Origin of the sequence: Pseudomonas sp. B7(2017), from assembly GCF_002112745.1 — a bacterium.
GTDB classification, from domain to species: domain Bacteria; phylum Pseudomonadota; class Gammaproteobacteria; order Pseudomonadales; family Pseudomonadaceae; genus Aquipseudomonas; species Aquipseudomonas ekonensis.
On the sequence record NZ_NEIP01000004.1, the window covers coordinates 211,664 to 229,557 of the forward strand.

A 17,894-nucleotide genomic window follows, 5' to 3' on the forward strand; every position below is an offset into this window, starting at 1 on the left:
TCCAGGTAAATGGCGCCCAATGACTTCCAAGAACAATCCGGCCACTGCGGTATCCGATCTGACCCTGAGCCCGGCGGCGAACAGCCCGTCGCCATCGCCGTCGAAGCCATTGCCACCCTCGCGTCCGCTGGGCACCCAGCAGTACCTGTACTTCACCGAAACCAACACCGACCGCATCCTCGACAACCTCGACGGCCTGCGTGACCTGGTGTTCCCGCGCCCGCCGCACCTGGAAGGCGACAACGAACAGCACAACGACCAGGAATTCCCGTCGGTGTGCCTGATCGGCCTGGGCCGCTGCGGCTCCAACATCGCCCTGGACGTGGCGGAGCTGGTGTACAACGCGCGCAAGTTCTACCTCAACGAATTCAACAACGAGGACCGGGCCGTCGACCGCCGCCTGGCCGACAAGGGCTACAGCCCGGCCCAGTGGATCCGCACCAACCTGCGGATCGGCCCGAACAAGGCCAGCAAACCGGTGTTCCTGGTGGAGCCGCTGGTGATGCTCGGCGACCTGGACAAGGACATCGCCGGGCGCATCCGCTTCTCGCGCAAGGGCGAGAAGACCGGGTTCCTGCGCGACTACAGCAAGATGAAGATCATGGACCTGTCCGAAGTCCACGCCGGCGGCGCGGGCAACGCACCGATCCTGGGCCAGTACCTGGCCAAGATCATCCTGAACAAGGACACCCAGCGCTTCTCCAGCCCCGACTGGAAAATGATCCACTCGTACCTGATCGACAGCTGCGGCATCAAGGCCAACCAGTCGCGCCTGTACTTCTCGATCTTCAGCGCCGGCGGCGGCACAGGCTCCGGCATGGCCTCGGAATTCGGCCTGGCCCAGCAGCACTCGTACATGAACAAGACGTTCGACACCAAGCCGATGGACGAGCACGACGGCAAGAGCGGCCACTCGTTCGTGTTCGAGCCGATCTTCACCAGCGGCATTTGCGTGCTGCCGAACATCTCCGACCACCGCAGCGAAATGTCCGAAGCGTTGCACATCAACGCCGGCCGCCTGCTGTGCAAGTACCTGTCGGAAGAATGGGATTTCTCGTACAACTTCGCCAACGAAGACAGCAGCGAAGCCAGCGTCATGGGCCGCATCCGCCCTTGGAACGCCATGATGCTGATCTCCAACGACATCATGCGTTACGCCGAAGAGAACGATGACGGCAATATCCAGAACATTGACGTCAATGCGATGGAGAAGCACGCCAACCAGTACATCTCGCAGCAGATATTCAACATCCTGACGGCGCAGGCGGTGACCACCGACTACGACCAGAACTACTTCCGCCGCGCCGGCATCGACATCGGCGAGACCATCCGCCTGGACGCCAACGACCTGTTCATGAGCCTGGCGGGCCCTGTGGCCATCGCCTACGCCGAGTCCGTGGTGCCGGAGACCCCGCCGCCGAGCAGCGACAAGTTCAAGGTCTTCGACAAGGAGCCGCAGCGCCTGAACATCGACGACCTGTTCTTCCGCTCCATCGACCTGCCGCACTTCAACAAGGTCACCCAGGCCATCGAAGGCATCAGCCTGCTGCCGATCGAGTCCAAGCGCTATCGCGCCTCGCTGGAGCAGTACAAGAACTCCGGCTACGACGCGGCGGCCCTGCACGACCTGCACTTCTTCAAGAACTGCTCGTCGGTGGTCTCGATCGTCTCGCTGCCCAAGGACTACAAGCTGTCGTACATGGACCTGAACCGGTTGAAGACCCACCTCAACAGCCTGTTCCCCAACACCACGCTCAAACGCTACGCGCTGGTGATCGGCGCCTCGGCCAACCTGTCGCTGACCACCCTGATCGCCAAGAGCCCGTGCCTGTCGGACGACTTCCTGACCCTGATCGTGGCGTTCATCAAGCGTTGCTTCGCGAAGAACCCGTACCGCTTCGACGAGACCCTGGACAACTCGATCCTGGACTTCATCGTCCACGAGGACTTCGACGAAGACCGGATCGACGACCTGCTCAACGAATTCGAGAACCCGGCGAAGATCCTCGACACCAACTGGTACGCGATCAAGCCGATGTACGAGAAGAAGTACCGCGAGCTGATCAACGACAAAGAGAAGTTCGTCTCGATCAACGACATCCGCCTTTCCCGCGATTGCGTGAAGAAAGCGATCAAGTACCTGCGCGAGATCTACCGTCACCGGATCGGCAAGACCAAAGTCATCTCGCTCAACAGCCATACCGGGCGCACCTACTCGGCCTGACTACAGACCGACTTGCCCCCTTCGCCGGCAAGCCGGCTCCCACAAGATCCAGGTGAACACCATTATTGTGAGCGCCACCAAACCTGTGGGAGCTGGCTTGCCAGCGATGGGGCCAGACAACACCCTCAAAATTTCAGCCCTTCAAACATCCAGAAACAATTGAGCAGCCCTCAGGCTGCCCGATGAACTGTTCCCGTTACGTTTACGTCACCGTGATGCCACCTCCGCTTGTGGCATTTCTCTACGGCAACGTGCCATCACGCTACTCGGCTACACACTTTTCGCCGACGACATCACGCACACAATCGGTGCACGCTGTCACTCCGTCGCCCTTTCCTGGATCAGAATCCACGGCCGCACCACCACTGCCCACATCTCGGGGTCGCGCCCGAAAATGTCCAGCGCCCGCGTTTCAGAGAGCTTGGCGACCTTCTCGGCGGCCAGCCAGGCGGCCACTTTCTCGCCCTCGTCCGACGCCACGGCCTCGGCGACCGCGATCAGATCCAGCCCGGGATCGACCCACAATAGGGCACCCTGGGCATAGAAGCGCTCCAGCTCTTTCCAGCGGATCGATGCGGTTTCACCAAGCAGCTTGGCATAGAGGGTGCTAGGTTCTTGATTCATGGGAATGTCCGGAAAAGAAATCGGCGCGAATGATAACGTCGGTGGTCCGGCAGAAAAACCCGGTAGGAAACGGCTGTACCGAACGAAAAGAGCAGGAACGCCAAGGAATGCCGATGATTGGGGCATAAGCCCCCTGAACGCCCCGCCGCAATTCTGTCTTTTTCTTTCATCAAAGCGACACCCTCAGGATTTGCCCCCTGGCGCCAGCTTCCCAGGCCAACGACCGGCGCTCTACACTGTACCGGTACAGTTGCCGGGGGCATTTCCGGAAGGTATCGCAAAGATATCGGACCCGGTTCTGCTGCTACGGCGCCAGGACTCTAAAAAATACAACAGCAAGAGTGGAGCACTATGACTAAGGCTACTAAGCAGATTTCCAAACTGTTTGCCGCTATGGTTCTGGCCGGGGTGGCCAGCCATTCGTTCGCCGCCGACACCATCAAGATCGGTATCGCAGGTCCCAAGACCGGCCCGGTGACCCAGTACGGCGACATGCAGTTCGTCGGCGCCAAGCAAGCCATCAAGGACATCAACGCCAAGGGCGGCGTCGACGGCAAGATGCTCGAAGCCAAGGAATACGACGACGCCTGCGACCCTAAACAAGCCGTGGCCGTAGCCAACAAAGTGGTCAACGACGGCGTCAAGTTCGTGGTCGGTCACCTGTGCTCCAGCTCCACTCAGCCTGCTTCGGACATCTACGAAGACGAAGGCGTGATCATGATCACCCCGGCGGCCACCAGCCCCGACATCACCACCCGTGGCTACAAGCTGGTGTTCCGCACCATCGGTCTGGACAGCGCCCAGGGCCCTGCGGCCGGCAACTACATCGCCGACCACGTCAAGCCGAAGGTCGTCGCGGTCCTGCACGACAAGCAGCAGTACGGTGAAGGCATCGCCACCGCCGTCAAACAGACCCTGGAGAAGAAAGGCATCAAGGTTGCCGTCTTCGAAGGCCTGAACGCCGGTGACAAGGACTTCTCCTCGATCATCCAGAAACTCAAGCAAAACAACGTCGACTTCGTCTACTACGGCGGCTACCACCCTGAGCTGGGCCTGATCCTGCGCCAGTCCAAGGAAAAGGGCCTGAACGCCAAGTTCATGGGTCCGGAAGGCGTCGGCAACGACTCCATCTCGCAGATCGCCCAGGACGCTTCCGAAGGCCTGCTGGTGACCCTGCCGAAGTCCTTCGACGCCGACCCTGCGAACAAGGCCATCGTCGACGCCATCAAGGCTGACGGCAAGGATCCGAGCGGTCCGTTCGTGTTCCCGGCCTACTCCGCCGTCGAACTGATCGCCGAAGGCATCAAGGCCGCCAAGTCCGAAGACACCGCCAAGGTGGCCGAAGCCATCCACGCCGGCACCTTCAAGACGCCGACCGGCGAGCTGTCCTACGACGCCAAGGGCGACCTGAAGGACTTCAAGTTCGTGGTCTACCAGTGGCACTTCGGCAAGCCCAAGACCGAAGTTTCCCCTCAGTAAGCCTGGCATTACTGGTCAGTGAGCCCACTGTGCGAGCAGTGGGCTTTGTTTTACGAGGTTTATGGGCCAGTCGCCCGCGATCCGGGCGCTGGTTCACCTGAAAATCTTAAAACCGTCACCAGCGGTTCGCTGGCAAACGCTCCGTGCAAATGTGGCCACAGAACACAGCACAGGGCCGGAACATGACTCCACCAGTGAAATGCGTATCGGGTTTTTAGGAGCGCTGTAATGCCTGAGATCTATCATTTTTTCCAACAGCTGGTTAATGGACTGACCATTGGCAGCACGTATGCGTTGATAGCCATTGGCTACACAATGGTTTACGGCATCATTGGAATGATTAACTTCGCCCATGGCGAGGTCTACATGATTGGTTCCTACGTGGCCTTCATCGCCCTTGCCGGGCTGGCCATGATGGGCATCCACTCACTGCCGCTGCTCATGACCGCCGCGTTCATCGCGTCGATCGTCGTCACCAGTGCCTACGGCTACAGCATCGAACGCGTCGCTTACCGCCCCCTGCGCGGCAGCAACCGTCTGATCCCGCTGATCTCCGCCATCGGCATGTCGATTTTCCTGCAGAACACCGTGCTGCTGTCCCAGGACTCCAAGGACAAATCCATCCCCAACCTGATTCCGGGGAGCTTCTCCTTCGGTCCGGGCGGCGCCGAGGAAGTCCTGATCTCCTACATGCAGATCCTGGTCTTCGTCGTGACGCTGATCGCGATGCTCGGCCTGACCACGTTCATCTCCCGTTCCCGCTTGGGCCGCGCCTGCCGCGCCTGCGCCGAGGACATCAAGATGGCCAACCTGCTGGGCATCAACACCAACAACATCATTGCCCTGACCTTCGTCATCGGTGCCGCGCTGGCCGCGGTCGCCGCCGTGCTGCTGAGCATGCAGTACGGCGTGATCAACCCCAACGCCGGCTTCCTGGTGGGCCTGAAGGCCTTCACCGCAGCGGTCCTGGGCGGCATCGGCAGCATTCCGGGCGCGATGCTCGGCGGGCTGGTGCTGGGTGTGGCCGAAGCGTTCGGCGCCGACATCTTCGGCGACCAATACAAGGACGTGGTGGCGTTCGGTCTCCTGGTCCTGGTCCTGTTGTTCCGGCCGACCGGCATCCTGGGCCGTCCGGAGGTTGAGAAAGTATGAGCAAACATCTTAAACAAGCGCTGTTCAGCGCCCTGCTGGTCTGGGCCGTCGCCTTCCCTGTCCTCGGCCTCAAGCTGAGCATCGTCGGCATCAACCTCGAAGTGCACGGCACCGGCCCGCTGACGCTGACCGTCATCGCCCTGTGCTCGGTGCTGATGTTCCTGCGGGTGCTGTTCAGCGAACAGTTCAGTGCGCTGATGCGCACCGACCGCGGCCCGCTGGTCTCGCCCAAGGTCAGTCAGTTCCTGACCCTGCCGCGCACCCAGCGCTGGATCATCGTCGGCCTGATCGTGGTCGCGCTGATCTGGCCGTTCTTCGGCTCGCGCGGCGCGGTGGACATCGCCACCCTGATCCTGATCTACGTCCTGCTGGGCCTGGGCCTGAACATCGTGGTGGGCCTGGCCGGCCTGCTCGACCTGGGCTACGTGGGCTTCTACGCCGTGGGCGCCTACAGCTACGCGCTGCTGTCGCACTACTTCGGCTGGAGCTTCTGGCTGTGCCTGCCGATCGCCGGCCTGATGGCGGCCACCTTCGGCTTCCTGCTGGGCTTCCCGGTGCTGCGCCTGCGCGGTGACTACCTGGCCATCGTGACCCTGGGCTTCGGTGAGATCATCCGTCTGTTCCTGCGCAACCTCACCGACCTCACCGGCGGCCCGAACGGCATCAGCAACATCCCCAAGCCGACCTTCTTCGGCCTGAGCTTCGAACGCTCGGCCAGCGAAGGCATGCAGACCTTCCACGAGTTCTTCGGGCTGACCTACAACCCGGTGAGCAAAGTGGTGTTCCTGTACCTGGTGGCCCTGCTGCTGGCCCTGGGCGCGCTGTTCATCATCAACCGCCTGCTGCGCATGCCGATCGGCCGCGCGTGGGAAGCGCTGCGCGAAGACGAGATCGCCTGCCGCGCGCTGGGCCTGAACCCGACCGTGATCAAGCTCTCGGCCTTCACCCTGGGCGCCAGCTTCGCCGGTTTCGCCGGCAGCTTCTTCGCCGCGCGCCAAGGCCTGGTGACCCCGGAGTCGTTCACCTTCATCGAGTCGGCGATCATCCTCGCCATCGTGGTGCTGGGCGGCATGGGCTCGCAGTTGGGCGTGATCCTCGCCGCCGTGGTGATGATCCTGCTGCCGGAAATGATGCGTGAGTTCAGCGAGTACCGGATGCTGATGTTCGGTGCCCTGATGGTGCTGATGATGATCTGGCGTCCACAAGGTCTGCTGCCGATGCAACGCCCACACATGGAGTTGCGCAAATGAGCCGCGAGATCCTGAAAGTCGAAAACCTGAGCATGCGCTTCGGCGGCCTGCTGGCGGTCAATGGCGTGGCCCTGACCGTGAAAGAGAAACAAGTGGTGGCGCTGATCGGGCCGAACGGCGCGGGCAAGACCACCGTGTTCAACTGCCTGACCGGCTTCTACCAGCCCACCGGCGGCAGCATCCTGCTGGACGGCGAGCCGATCCAGGGCCTGCCGGGCCACAAGATCGCGCTCAAGGGCGTGGTGCGCACCTTCCAGAACGTGCGGCTGTTCAAGGAAATGACGGCCCTGGAGAACCTGTTGATCGCCCAGCACCGCCACCTGAACACCAACTTCCTGTCCGGTCTGTTCAAGACCCCGTCGTTCCGCAAGAGCGAGCAGGAAGCCATGGAGTACGCCGGCTACTGGCTGGACAAGGTCAACCTCAAGGAGTTCGCCAACCGTCCCGCCGGCACCCTGGCCTACGGTCAGCAGCGCCGCCTGGAGATCGCCCGCTGCATGATGACCCGTCCGCGGATCCTCATGCTCGACGAACCGGCGGCCGGCCTGAACCCCAAGGAGACCGAAGACCTCAAGGCGCTGATCAGCGTGCTGCGCGAAGAGCACAACGTCACCGTGCTGCTGATCGAACACGACATGAAGCTGGTCATGAGCATTTCCGACCACATCGTCGTGATCAACCAGGGCACGCCCCTGGCCAACGGCACGCCGGAACAGATCCGCGACAATCCCGAAGTGATCAAAGCCTACCTGGGGGAAGCGTAAATGCTGCAGTTCGAAAACGTTTCCACCTTCTACGGCAAGATCCAGGCCCTGCACAGCGTCAACGTCGAAGTCCGCCAGGGCGAGATCGTGACCCTGATCGGCGCCAACGGCGCCGGCAAGTCCACCCTGCTGATGACCCTGTGCGGCTCGCCCCGGGCCCACAGCGGCAGCATCCGCTACATGGGCGAGGAACTGGTCGGTCTGGACTCGTCGCAGATCATGCGCAAGAGCATCGCCGTGGTGCCGGAAGGCCGCCGGGTGTTTGCCCGCCTGACCGTGGAAGAGAACCTGTCCATGGGCGGATTCTTCACCGACAAAGGCGACTATCAGGAACAGATGGACAAGGTCCTCGGACTTTTCCCGCGCCTGAAAGAGCGTTTCACCCAACGCGGCGGCACCATGTCCGGCGGCGAACAGCAAATGCTCGCCATCGGCCGCGCGCTGATGAGCAAGCCCAAGCTGCTGCTGCTCGACGAGCCGTCGCTGGGCCTGGCGCCGATCATCATCCAGCAGATCTTCGACATCATCGAACAGCTGCGCAAGGACGGGGTGACGGTGTTCCTGGTCGAGCAGAACGCCAACCAGGCGCTGAAGATCGCCGACCGCGCCTACGTGCTGGAGAACGGCCGGGTAGTGATGCAGGGAACCGGCGAGGCGCTGCTGACCGACCCTAAGGTGCGCGAGGCGTATCTGGGGGGGTAAGCGGTTGCGGTGAACAGGAAACGGCCCTTCGGGGCCGTTTTTTTGTGCCTGTCATTTACCGTGCTTGACTGTCAGAAATTACAGGTACCTAGATCCGTTCACGATGACCGCCCGGCGCTTATGCCCGGGTGCTCTATACGACTCAAATCCACTGTAGGAGCGAGCCTGCTCGCGATGGCGGTGGGTCAGCCAACGAATTCGCCGACTGACGCGACGCCATCGCGAGCAGGCTCGCTCCCACAGGAAAAATCGGCGCATCGAAGATTTTTCGAAAAAAATTCGGGATCGCGTGTAACGCATCGCGAGGTCGTTTCTCTAGTGGGGCAAGCAAGCGCACTTCGCTTGCAGAACCCAAACCCAACCGGAGAAACACCATGACCGCCACCACCCGCACCCTGTCCGCCACCGCCCTCGTCCTGGCCCTCGGTTCCGCCCTGAGCCTGGCCACTGTCTCCACCGCCCACGCCGCCGACGACAACATGGAGAAATGCTTCGGCGTGGCCATGAAAGGCAAGAACAACTGCGCCGCCGGCCCAGGCACCACCTGCGCCGGCACCGCCAAGATGGACTACCAGTCCAACGCCTGGAAACTGGTGCCGAAGGGCACCTGCACCACCACCGAGAGCAAGACCTCGCCGACCGGCTTCGGCCAGCTCGAAGCGTTCAAGGCCAAGGCCTGATCCGACGGCTGCCCGAGTGTCGATCATGATCACATCCTGCGACCATGCCCTCCCCCGCACTCGGGCAGCCCTCACCGGGCTCCCGGCCCGTGCCGGCCTGGGGCTCAAGACCGGGCACTTCGATGAAGTGCTCGACACCCGCCCGGACATCGGCTTCTTCGAGGTCCACGCCGAAAACTACATGGTGGCCGGCGGCCCGTTCCATCACTTCCTGGGGCTGATCCGCGAACGCCATCCGCTGTCGCTGCACGGCGTCGGACTGTCCATCGGCGGCGAAGGCCCGCTGGACGCCCGGCATCTCCAGCGTCTGGCGGCGCTGATCGAACGCTACCAACCCCATGCCTTTTCCGAACACCTGGCCTGGTCGAGCCACGGCCCGGTGTTCCTCAACGACCTGCTGCCCCTGGCCTACGACACACCGACGCTGAACCGCGTCTGCGACCACATCGACCAGGTGCAAAACGCCCTCAAGCGGCCGATGCTGCTGGAAAACCCCGCCACCTACCTGGCCTTCCGGCACTCGACCTTCGACGAAGCGGACTTCCTCCACGAAATCATCCGGCGCAGCGGCTGCAGCCTGCTGCTGGACGTCAACAACGTCTACGTTTCCTGCATCAATCATCAGCGCGATCCGCTGGCCTACCTTGAGGCGCTGCCGCTGCACGCGGTCGGCGAGATCCATCTGGCCGGTTTCGCCGAAGATGCCGACAGCCTCGGCGACCGCCTGCTGATCGACGACCATGGCGCCCCCGTCGACCAGGCAGTCTGGGCCCTGTACCGGCAAGCGCTGCAACGCACCGGCCCGGTGGCGACCCTCATCGAACGGGACAATCACGTCCCGGCCTTCAATGTGTTGCTGGCCGAGGCGCGCCAGGCCGATGAGATGCTGCTGGCCGCAGGGGGGCACCCATGAGCGATCAAGCTGTGTTCAGCGCAGCCTTGCTCGATAGCCGCCGGCCCTGCCCCGAAGGCCTGTGCAGCGCCAACGGCGCCGACCCGGCGAGCCGTTTCGCGGTGTACCGCAACAACGTGCAGAGCTCGTTGATCAGTGCCCTGGCCGACAGCTACCCGGTGGTGGCCGAACTGGTCGGCGACGATTTCTTCCGGGCCATGGCCGCGCTGTTCCTGCAGGATCAACCGCCCCGCAGCCCGGTCATGAGCGAGTACGGCGAAGGCCTGGCGGACTTCATCGAAGGTTTCGAACCCGCCGCCGGTGTGCCTTATCTGGCGGATGTCACCCGGCTGGAACGCCTGCGCACCGTCGCCTATCACGCCGCCGATGCCCCGCCGCTGCCCCATGAGCGGATCGCCGACGCCTTCGCCGATCCCGGCACCGTCAACGATCTGTGCATCGGCCTGCATCCCTCGCTGCACCTGCTCGATTCGGCCTTCGCCGTGGTGGACATCTGGGCTGCGCACCAGCAGGACGCAACGCTGGCCGGGATCGACCTGGCCTGTGCGCAGCACGCGCTGATCCTGCGCCACGGCCTCGACGTCGAGGTGTTCGCCCTCGAGCCCGGCGCAAGCCGCTTCATCCGCTGCCTGCTTCACGGCCAACCGCTGGGGCAGGCACTGGCGGACCTTCCGGCCTTCGACCTCAGCCAGACCCTGGCCCTGCTGATCAGCCGAAACGCCATCACCCACTTGAACCCCAAGGTGTCGCCATGAGCCACTTGATCGCCCGCGCCATCGCGCTGCTGGAACGGATTCCCCACAGCCTGATCGCCTTCATCGCGCGTTTTTCCATTGCCGCGGTGTTCTGGAAATCCGGACAGACCAAGGTCGAAGGCCTGGCCATCGACCTGATCGACGGCACCTTCGAACTCGGCTGGCCGCACCTGGCGGACTCGACGGTGCCGCTGTTCCAGAGCGAATACCACGTGCCGCTGCTGTCGCCGGAACTCGCCGCGCACCTGGCGGCGTTCGCCGAGCACTTCTTCCCGATCCTGATCCTGCTCGGTTTCGCCACCCGCTTTTCGGCGCTGGCGCTGCTGGGCATGACCCTGACCATCCAGTTGTTCGTCTACCCGGACGCCTACCCGACCCACGGCACCTGGGCGGCGCTGTTGCTGTACCTGATGGCGACGGGGCCTGGCAAGCTGTCGATCGACCACCTGATTGCCCGGCTGAACAAATGACTGCCTGTGTGGGAGCGAGCCTGCTCGCGATGGCGGCGGGTCAGTCAGTACATGCGTCGGCTGACACAGCGCCATCGCGAGCAGGCTCGCTCCTACAGGGATGGCGGCCTGGCCGCTAAAGCCTGTCCAGCGCCTCGCCGCTGCGCTTGAACCAGCCGACCAGGTAGTCCGCCAGCACCTGGGTGCGCTTGGGCAGCCCGCCCTGATACGGATGCACCAGGTACATGGGCATGCGCCGGGTCTGGAAATCCCGCAGGAGCCATCGCAACCGACCGTCAGCCAATTCCGTCGGCAACAGGTACGACGGCAGCCGGGCGATGCCGGCGCCAGCCAGCGCCGCCTTCTTCAGCAGGTTGTAGTGGTTGCTGGCAAACGGCCCGGACACCTTCACCCGAAGCAGTTCGTGCCGCTGGTGGTACAGCCATTCCTCGCGGCCGCTGTAGTGGCTGTTGAGCAGGCAACGGTGCTCGGCCAGCGCCTGCGGAGTCGCCGGCTCGCCGTAGCGTTCCAGGTAGGCCGGACTGGCGCAGGTCATTTCCTGCCAGGCCAACAGTGGCCTGGCCACCAGCCGCTCGTCGTTGGCCACGTCGGTGCGCACGGCCAGGTCAAAGCTGTCCCGGGCCAGGTCACGGAAGTTGTTGTTCAGCTCCAGTTCGATCTGCACGTCGGGGTACTTCTGCGAAAACTCCAGCAACAGGCCGTCGAAGAACGTCTCTCCCAGGGACACCGGCACCGTCATGCGCACTGGGCCGGCCATGTCGTCCTTGAGCCGCGCCAGCGCCTGACGCGCGCGCTCCGCCTGGGCGACCAGCGCCTGGGCCTGCGGCAACAGCGCCGCGCCCGCCGCCGTCAGGCTCAGGCGTCGGGTCGTGCGCTGCAGCAAGACCACGGAAAACTGCGCCTCCAACTGACTGATGCGCTTGGACAACTGCCCCTTGCTGCAGCCCAGCCGCTGCGCCGCCAGGGTGAAGCTGCCGGCCTCGATCAGCACGGCGAACGCCGCCAGATCATCCATTTCGCTCATGGATTGTTTCCACCTGAAAACCAAAGGTTGCCCATTAGTGCGCTTATCTGCGGAAAAAACCACTCTAGACTCAAGGCTCGTTCAATCACTTGAGGCAACCCACGATGAAAATCCTGTTGATCGGCGCCGGCGGCACCATCGGTTCGGCCGTGGACAAAGAACTGTCGCAACGCCATGAAATCATCCGCATCGGCCGCAGCAGCGGCGATTTCCAGGTCGACATCAGCGACAGCGCGTCGATCCGCCAACTGTTCGAAAAGACCGGCAAGTTCGACGCGCTGGTCTGCGCGGCCGGCAACGTCACCTTCGCCGCGCTGAACGAAATGAGTGAAGACAGCTTTGCGCTGGGCCTGAAAGACAAGCTGATGGGCCAGGTGAACCTGCTGCTGATCGGCCGCGAGTTCGCCAACGACGGCGCGTCGTTCACCTTCACCTCCGGCGTGCTCAGCCATGACCCGATCCGCACCGGCGCCTCGGCGGCGCTGGTCAACGGCGCCCTCGACAGCTTCGTGCGCGCCGCCGCGATCGAACTGCCGCGCGGCCTGCGGGTGAACTCGGTCAGCCCGACCGTGCTGGTGGAAGCCATGGGCAGCTACGCCCCATACTTCCGGGGCTACAAGCCGGTTCCTGCGGTGGACGTGGCATTGGCCTACGCCAAAAGCGTCGAGGGCTTGCAGACAGGTCAGACCTTTCACGTGGGCTGACCCCTTGTGATGAACGGTCAGGCTGCGTAACGTGGCGGCACCTGACTGGAGAGCCAAAGATGCGTGTCGCCCGTTCGTTGATCGTTGTTGCCTTGCTGCCGTTGTTTGCCGCGTGCCAGTTGTTCGACGGGGCGCGGCAAAGCGCCTCGCACGTCGGCCAGGTTCGGATGCAGGGCCAACTGATCGCCGCCGACGGCAAGCTGATGTTCGAGTCCTGCCAGGACCGGCGCCGCTATGAGGTCAACGACGTCGGCGGCACCAGCGTCCTGCAGGAGGCCGCCACCCTCGCCGACGAGCAGGGCAAGCTGTTCGCCGACGTGCGCGGCAAGGTCGCCGGCGACCGGCTCGACCTGGCCCGACTGTACCGCGTCGAGCGCTCGGGCACTGCGTGCGACGATCCGAACTTCAAGCTGCTGATCCTGCGCGCGGCCGGCCATGGCCCGGAGTGGAGCGTGAAAGTCAGCGGCAAGGGCATGGCCATCGACCGCGAAGGCCAACCGCCCCTGGCCGTGCCTTACGTCGAGGAGCAACTGGGCGACGGCCGCTTCAACCTCAGCAGCGAGGCCGACAACCGTCGGATCGAGCTGTGGGTGGCGCCGCAGCGCTGCGTCGACGGCCGCACCGGCAGCGTGCAGCCCATGAGCGCCGAGTTGCGCATCGACGGCAAGGCCGAGCGCGGTTGCGCGTATTTCGGCGGCTCCCGCGACGACTGATCGTTTAACCTCACGGGATCCGGCCGATGCGGCGTATAATCGCCGCCTTCAAACGCCCTGGCGCAGTTGTGCGCCCCGCGAACCGGATCCTGCCATGTTACGAATCACCGAACTCAAGCTGCCGCTCGACCATCCCGACGAAGACCTGCGCACCGCCATCGTGCAGCGCCTGGGGGTCGCCAGCGATGACCTGCTCGACTTCACCCTGTTCAAGCGCAGCTACGATGCGCGCAAGAAATCCTCCGAACTGAGCTTCATCTACACCATCGACCTCAACGTGCGCGACGAGGCCAAGGTATTGGCGCGCTTCGCCGACGACCGCAACGTCAACGAAGCCCCGGATGTCAGCTACAAGTTCGTCGGCCAGGCGCCGGCCGACCTGAGCGAACGGCCGATCGTGGTCGGCTTCGGCCCGTGCGGCATCTTCGCCGGCCTGCTGCTGGCGCAGATGGGCTTCAAGCCGATCATCCTGGAGCGCGGCACCGAAGTGCGCCAGCGCACCAAGGACACCTGGGGCCTGTGGCGCAAGAGCGTGCTCAACCCCGAGTCCAACGTGCAGTTCGGCGAAGGCGGTGCGGGCACGTTCTCCGACGGCAAGCTGTACAGCCAGATCAAGGACCCGAAGTTCCTCGGCCGCAAGGTGCTGCACGAGTTCGTCAAGGCCGGCGCGCCAGAAGAGATCCTCTACGTCAGCAAGCCGCACATCGGCACCTTCCGCCTGACCGGCATGGTCGAGACCATGCGTGAAGAGATCCGTGCCCTGGGCGGCGAAGTGCGCTTCCAGCAACGCGTCACCGACGTGCTGATCGAAGACGGCCAACTGGTCGGCGTCGAACTGGCCAGCGGCGAAACCCTGCATTCGAAACACGTGGTCCTTGCCCTGGGGCACAGCGCCCGCGACACCTTCCGCATGCTCCACAGCCGTGGCGTGTTCATGGAGGCCAAGCCGTTCTCGGTGGGTTTCCGCATCGAGCACCCGCAGTCGCTGATCGACCGCGCGCGGCTGGGCAAGTACGCCGGCCACCCGAAACTCGGCGCCGCCGACTACAAGCTGGTGCACCACGCCAAGAACGGCCGCTCGGTCTACAGCTTCTGCATGTGCCCGGGCGGCACTGTGGTGGCGGCGACCTCCGAGCCGAACCGGGTGGTCACCAACGGCATGAGCCAATACTCGCGCAACGAGCGCAACGCCAACTCCGGCATCGTCGTCGGCATCACCCCTGAGGTCGACTATCCGGGCGGCCCGCTGGCGGGGATCGAGCTGCAGGAACGCCTGGAGTCCCACGCCTTTATCCTCGGCGGCAGCGACTACAAGGCACCGGCGCAACTGGTCGGCGACTTCATCGCCGGCAAGCCGTCCACCGAACTGGGCGAGGTCGAGCCGTCCTACAAGCCGGGCATTTCGCTGGGCGACCTGGCCCTGGCGCTGCCGGACTTCGCCATCGAGGCGATCCGCGAAGCCCTGCCGGCGTTCGAGAAGCAGATCCGCGGCTACTCGCTGCACGACGCGGTGCTGACCGGGATCGAGACCCGCACCTCGTCGCCGCTGCGCATCACCCGCAACGAGTCGTTGCAGAGCCTGAACGTGAAGGGGCTGTTCCCGGCCGGCGAAGGCGCAGGCTATGCCGGCGGGATCCTGTCGGCGGGCGTCGACGGCATCCGCATCGCCGAAGCGGTGGCCCGCGACATCCTGGGCCTGGAGGCCTGACGGAGCCACCGCAAAACCTGTGGGAGCGAACCTGCTTGCGATGGCGGAGCATCAGTCAATGGATGAGTTGGCTGATGTACCGTCATCGCGAGCAGGCTCGCTCCCACTTTGTTTGGTGCGACTGCCTCAGATGTTGGCGCGCAGCACCGATTCCGGCAGCGCCTCGCCCCGCTCGGCGCTCGCCGCCACTGCCGCGATCAGCCCGTCCAGCGCATACCCCTGGGCCTTGAGCCAGGCCGGGTCGTAATAGGTGTCGGCATAGCGCTCGCCGCCGTCGCACAGGATCGCCACGATCGACCCCGTCTCCCCCGCCGCCTTCATCTGCTGGGCCGCCATCAGCGCGCCGATCAGGTTGGTGCCGCTCGAACCGCCCACATGCCGTCCCAGACGCTTGGCCAGGTAATGCATGGCCGCCAGCGACAGGGCGTCCGGCACCTTGACCATCGCATCGATCACCTTGGGCAGGAACGACGCCTCGACCCGCGGCCGGCCGATGCCCTCGATCCGCGAACCGTGGCTCAGGCGCAGACTCGCATCGCCGGTCCGGTAGAAATCGAAGAACACCGAACGCTCGGCATCGGCGCACAGCACGCGGGTGCAGTGCTGACGGTAGCGCACGTAACGGCCCAGGGTCGCGGTGGTGCCGCCGGTGCCGGGGCTGGAGATCAGCCAGGCCGGCGTCGGGTGCTGCTCGTAGCGCATCTGCTGGAAGATCGATTCGGCGATGTTGTTGTTCGCCCGCCAGTCGGTGGCGCGCTCGGCGTAGGTGAACTGATCGATGAAGTGGCCGTCGTGCTCGCGGGCCAGACGCTCGGACTCGGCGTAGATCTGCGTCGGGTCGTCCACCAGATGGCTCTGGCCGCCGTAGAAGGCGATCTGGGCGATCTTCTCCTTCGACGTGGTCGCCGGCATCACCGCGATGAACGGCAGGCCCAGCATGCGGGCGAAATAAGCCTCCGAAATCGCCGTCGAACCGCTGGACGCCTCGATCACCGGCGCCCCGGGCTTCAGCCAGCCGTTACACAACGCGTAAAGGAACAGCGAACGGGCCAGGCGGTGTTTGAGGCTGCCGGTGGGGTGGCTCGACTCGTCCTTGAAGTACAGCTCGATGCCCGGGAACCCCGGCAGCGGCAAGGGGATCAGGTGAGTGTCGGCGCTGCGCTGGAAGTCCGCTTCGATGATCCGGATGGCTTCGCGGGCCCACTGTCGGTTGTCGCTCATGGCTGTCGTTCTCGTTGAATCGGGCAGGAATCGCCTTCGCAGGCTCAGTCCGCAAGCTTAGGAAAAATCCCTCACGATCAACAGATACAGCTGACCGCCAATACCTTTGGCAACTGCTAGGCTCAGCCCGCACCGTATCCCGCTCTGTAACGACATATAACAAAAAAGAATATAACTTTTGTTTTAACAACTAACGGTACGGGTTAGGGTGTCCCACCTTTTTGACAAATCCGATGGAGAGCGACCTTGCCTCTGCGTAGCACTTTCACGCGTTTCTTTCAGTTGGAAGCTGCCAGCGGTCTGTTGTTGATCGCTGCAGCCGTCCTGGCCCTGATGATCAACAACTCGCCGTTGTCGTGGCTGTACGCCGGCCTGCTCGACACCCCGGTGGTGGCGCAGGTCGGGGCGCTGAAGATCGCCAAGCCCCTGCTCCTGTGGATCAACGACGGCCTGATGGCGCTGTTCTTCCTGCTGATCGGCCTGGAAGTGAAGCGCGAAGTGCTCGACGGCCAGCTGTCGAAACCCTCGCAGATCGTCCTGCCCGGCGCGGCGGCCATCGGCGGCATGGTGGTGCCGGCGCTGATCTACTGGTTCCTCAACCGCGACAACCCGGCGGCCCTGGGCGGCTGGGCGATCCCGACCGCCACCGACATCGCCTTCGCCCTCGGCGTGCTGGCCCTGCTGGGCAAGCGGGTGCCGGTGTCGCTGAAGCTGTTCCTGATGACCCTGGCGATCATCGACGACCTGGGCGCCATCGTGATCATCGCGATCTTCTACTCCGGCGCGCTGTCGACCCTGTCGCTGGCCCTGGCGGCCGCGTGCATCGCGGCGCTGGTGGCGATGAACCGGCTCGGCGTGGTCAAGCTGGGGCCGTACATGATCGTCGGGCTGATCCTGTGGGTGTGCGTGCTGAAGAGCGGCGTCCATGCGACGCTGGCCGGCGTGACCCTGGCCTTCTGCATTCCGCTGCGCACCCGCAACGCCGAGCCGTCGCCGTTGCTGAGCCTTGAACACGCCCTGCATCCCTGGGTGGCCTACGGCATCCTGCCGCTGTTCGCCTTCGCCAACGCCGGCCTGTCCCTGAGCGGCGTCACCGTCGAAAGCTTCACCCACCACGTGCCGATGGGCATCGCCGTCGGCCTGCTGCTGGGCAAGACCGTCGGCGTGTTCGGCCTGACCTGGCTGGCGGTCAAGACCGGCCTCGCCGCCCTGCCCCAGGGCGCCAACTGGGGCCAGGTGCTGGGCGTGGCGATCCTCTGCGGCATCGGTTTCACCATGAGCCTGTTCGTCGGCTCCCTGGCCTTCGTGCCGGGCGCCAGCGACTACGTCGGCATGGACCGGATGGGCATCCTGACCGGCTCGATCCTCGCGGCGCTGATCGGCTACGCCGTGACGGCGGCGGCGAGCAGGAAGACCGCGCTCACCTGAGCCCACCTGTAACAAGGGAGCCTGCTCCCTCGTTACACGCTCACGGCGAACAATCCCCACTTCATCGCAGATACGTCCTACAG

At 64.0% G+C, this 17,894-nt stretch carries 17 protein-coding genes; 14 read left to right on the plus strand and 3 right to left on the minus strand.

All coding sequences use genetic code 11. The annotated features are described in order from the left end of the window. Positions 1-19: 19 nt before the first annotated feature. Positions 20-2,224: a hypothetical protein gene (locus tag CAG29_RS10050; RefSeq protein WP_085581664.1), complete on the plus strand. Its 2,205-nt coding sequence runs from the start codon at positions 20-22 to the stop codon at positions 2,222-2,224. Positions 2,225-2,542: 318 nt separating this feature from the next. On the opposite strand, the gene CAG29_RS10055 is transcribed toward CAG29_RS10050, so the two are convergent. After that, positions 2,543-2,848 (minus strand): DUF2288 domain-containing protein, encoded by a 306-nt coding sequence (locus CAG29_RS10055; RefSeq protein WP_085581662.1) that lies wholly within the window; start codon positions 2,846-2,848, stop codon positions 2,543-2,545. A gap of 351 nt (positions 2,849-3,199) precedes the next feature. Here CAG29_RS10055 and CAG29_RS10060 point away from each other — a divergent pair, with 351 nt between their 5' ends. The 9 genes from CAG29_RS10060 (at position 3,200) to CAG29_RS10100 (ending at position 11,013) form a co-directional block, all read left to right on the plus strand. Next, positions 3,200-4,327, plus strand: coding sequence for a branched-chain amino acid ABC transporter substrate-binding protein (locus CAG29_RS10060; protein WP_085581660.1), 1,128 nt, complete (start codon positions 3,200-3,202; stop codon positions 4,325-4,327). A gap of 228 nt (positions 4,328-4,555) precedes the next feature. Then, complete coding sequence (gene livH / locus CAG29_RS10065; RefSeq protein WP_085581658.1) at positions 4,556-5,479, plus strand: high-affinity branched-chain amino acid ABC transporter permease LivH; 924 nt, start codon at positions 4,556-4,558, stop codon at positions 5,477-5,479. After that, positions 5,476-6,729 (plus strand): high-affinity branched-chain amino acid ABC transporter permease LivM, encoded by a 1,254-nt coding sequence (locus CAG29_RS10070; RefSeq protein ID WP_085581656.1) that lies wholly within the window; start codon positions 5,476-5,478, stop codon positions 6,727-6,729. The genes livH and CAG29_RS10070 overlap by 4 nt, the downstream gene beginning before the upstream one ends. After that, positions 6,726-7,493 (plus strand): high-affinity branched-chain amino acid ABC transporter ATP-binding protein LivG, encoded by a 768-nt coding sequence (livG, locus tag CAG29_RS10075; protein ID WP_085581654.1) that lies wholly within the window; start codon positions 6,726-6,728, stop codon positions 7,491-7,493. The genes CAG29_RS10070 and livG overlap by 4 nt, the downstream gene beginning before the upstream one ends. Further along, entirely contained in the window at positions 7,494-8,195 is a 702-nt protein-coding gene (locus CAG29_RS10080; RefSeq protein WP_085581652.1) for an ABC transporter ATP-binding protein, read from the plus strand. It begins immediately after the preceding gene. A gap of 374 nt (positions 8,196-8,569) precedes the next feature. After that, on the plus strand, positions 8,570-8,875 hold the full coding sequence (locus CAG29_RS10085) for a DUF2282 domain-containing protein (protein WP_085581650.1): 306 nt from the start codon (positions 8,570-8,572) through the stop codon (positions 8,873-8,875). A gap of 25 nt (positions 8,876-8,900) precedes the next feature. Further along, positions 8,901-9,788, plus strand: a complete 888-nt coding sequence (locus CAG29_RS10090; RefSeq protein WP_085637310.1) for a DUF692 domain-containing protein — start codon at positions 8,901-8,903, stop codon at positions 9,786-9,788. After that, positions 9,785-10,543: a DUF2063 domain-containing protein gene (locus CAG29_RS10095; protein ID WP_085632166.1), complete on the plus strand. Its 759-nt coding sequence runs from the start codon at positions 9,785-9,787 to the stop codon at positions 10,541-10,543. The genes CAG29_RS10090 and CAG29_RS10095 overlap by 4 nt, the downstream gene beginning before the upstream one ends. Next, positions 10,540-11,013 (plus strand): DoxX family protein, encoded by a 474-nt coding sequence (locus CAG29_RS10100; protein ID WP_085632164.1) that lies wholly within the window; start codon positions 10,540-10,542, stop codon positions 11,011-11,013. Before CAG29_RS10095 ends, CAG29_RS10100 begins: the two co-directional genes overlap by 4 nt. Positions 11,014-11,128: 115 nt before the next feature. Here CAG29_RS10100 and CAG29_RS10105 read toward each other — a convergent pair whose 3' ends face one another. Next, positions 11,129-12,037 (minus strand): LysR family transcriptional regulator, encoded by a 909-nt coding sequence (locus tag CAG29_RS10105; RefSeq protein ID WP_085581642.1) that lies wholly within the window; start codon positions 12,035-12,037, stop codon positions 11,129-11,131. Positions 12,038-12,141: 104 nt separating this feature from the next. Between CAG29_RS10105 and CAG29_RS10110 the strand changes: the two genes are divergently transcribed. The 3 genes from CAG29_RS10110 to CAG29_RS10120 all read left to right on the plus strand — a co-directional run bounded on the left by CAG29_RS10110 (position 12,142) and on the right by CAG29_RS10120 (position 15,162). Beyond that, positions 12,142-12,741 (plus strand): short chain dehydrogenase, encoded by a 600-nt coding sequence (locus CAG29_RS10110; protein ID WP_085581640.1) that lies wholly within the window; start codon positions 12,142-12,144, stop codon positions 12,739-12,741. Between the two features lie 59 nt (positions 12,742-12,800). Beyond that, positions 12,801-13,454, plus strand: coding sequence for a COG3650 family protein (locus CAG29_RS10115; protein WP_085581638.1), 654 nt, complete (start codon positions 12,801-12,803; stop codon positions 13,452-13,454). 94 nt (positions 13,455-13,548) lie between these two features. Beyond that, the gene (locus tag CAG29_RS10120) at positions 13,549-15,162 is read left to right on the plus strand and encodes an NAD(P)/FAD-dependent oxidoreductase (protein WP_085694350.1); all 1,614 of its coding nucleotides are present in this window, start codon (positions 13,549-13,551) and stop codon (positions 15,160-15,162) included. A gap of 126 nt (positions 15,163-15,288) precedes the next feature. Here CAG29_RS10120 and CAG29_RS10125 read toward each other — a convergent pair whose 3' ends face one another. After that, entirely contained in the window at positions 15,289-16,383 is a 1,095-nt protein-coding gene (locus CAG29_RS10125) for a PLP-dependent cysteine synthase family protein (protein WP_085632160.1), read from the minus strand. 246 nt (positions 16,384-16,629) lie between these two features. Here CAG29_RS10125 and nhaA point away from each other — a divergent pair, with 246 nt between their 5' ends. Then, the gene (nhaA, locus tag CAG29_RS10130) at positions 16,630-17,811 is read left to right on the plus strand and encodes a Na+/H+ antiporter NhaA (RefSeq protein WP_085581632.1); all 1,182 of its coding nucleotides are present in this window, start codon (positions 16,630-16,632) and stop codon (positions 17,809-17,811) included. The last annotated feature ends 83 nt before the right edge of the window (positions 17,812-17,894 follow it).

Excerpts from the sequence above, each read along its gene's own strand:
- CAG29_RS10050 (WP_085581664.1), top strand. The coding sequence starts at position 20 with ATGACTTCCAAGAACAATCCGGCCACTGCGGTATCCGATCTGACCCTG.
- CAG29_RS10055 (WP_085581662.1), bottom strand. The coding sequence starts at position 2,848 with ATGAATCAAGAACCTAGCACCCTCTATGCCAAGCTGCTTGGTGAAACC.
- CAG29_RS10060 (WP_085581660.1), top strand. The coding sequence starts at position 3,200 with ATGACTAAGGCTACTAAGCAGATTTCCAAACTGTTTGCCGCTATGGTT.
- livH (WP_085581658.1), top strand. The coding sequence starts at position 4,556 with ATGCCTGAGATCTATCATTTTTTCCAACAGCTGGTTAATGGACTGACC.
- CAG29_RS10070 (WP_085581656.1), top strand. The coding sequence starts at position 5,476 with ATGAGCAAACATCTTAAACAAGCGCTGTTCAGCGCCCTGCTGGTCTGG.
- livG (WP_085581654.1), top strand. The coding sequence starts at position 6,726 with ATGAGCCGCGAGATCCTGAAAGTCGAAAACCTGAGCATGCGCTTCGGC.
- CAG29_RS10080 (WP_085581652.1), top strand. The coding sequence starts at position 7,494 with ATGCTGCAGTTCGAAAACGTTTCCACCTTCTACGGCAAGATCCAGGCC.
- CAG29_RS10085 (WP_085581650.1), top strand. The coding sequence starts at position 8,570 with ATGACCGCCACCACCCGCACCCTGTCCGCCACCGCCCTCGTCCTGGCC.
- CAG29_RS10090 (WP_085637310.1), top strand. The coding sequence starts at position 8,901 with ATGATCACATCCTGCGACCATGCCCTCCCCCGCACTCGGGCAGCCCTC.
- CAG29_RS10095 (WP_085632166.1), top strand. The coding sequence starts at position 9,785 with ATGAGCGATCAAGCTGTGTTCAGCGCAGCCTTGCTCGATAGCCGCCGG.
- CAG29_RS10100 (WP_085632164.1), top strand. The coding sequence starts at position 10,540 with ATGAGCCACTTGATCGCCCGCGCCATCGCGCTGCTGGAACGGATTCCC.
- CAG29_RS10105 (WP_085581642.1), bottom strand. The coding sequence starts at position 12,037 with ATGAGCGAAATGGATGATCTGGCGGCGTTCGCCGTGCTGATCGAGGCC.
- CAG29_RS10110 (WP_085581640.1), top strand. The coding sequence starts at position 12,142 with ATGAAAATCCTGTTGATCGGCGCCGGCGGCACCATCGGTTCGGCCGTG.
- CAG29_RS10115 (WP_085581638.1), top strand. The coding sequence starts at position 12,801 with ATGCGTGTCGCCCGTTCGTTGATCGTTGTTGCCTTGCTGCCGTTGTTT.
- CAG29_RS10120 (WP_085694350.1), top strand. The coding sequence starts at position 13,549 with ATGTTACGAATCACCGAACTCAAGCTGCCGCTCGACCATCCCGACGAA.
- CAG29_RS10125 (WP_085632160.1), bottom strand. The coding sequence starts at position 16,383 with ATGAGCGACAACCGACAGTGGGCCCGCGAAGCCATCCGGATCATCGAA.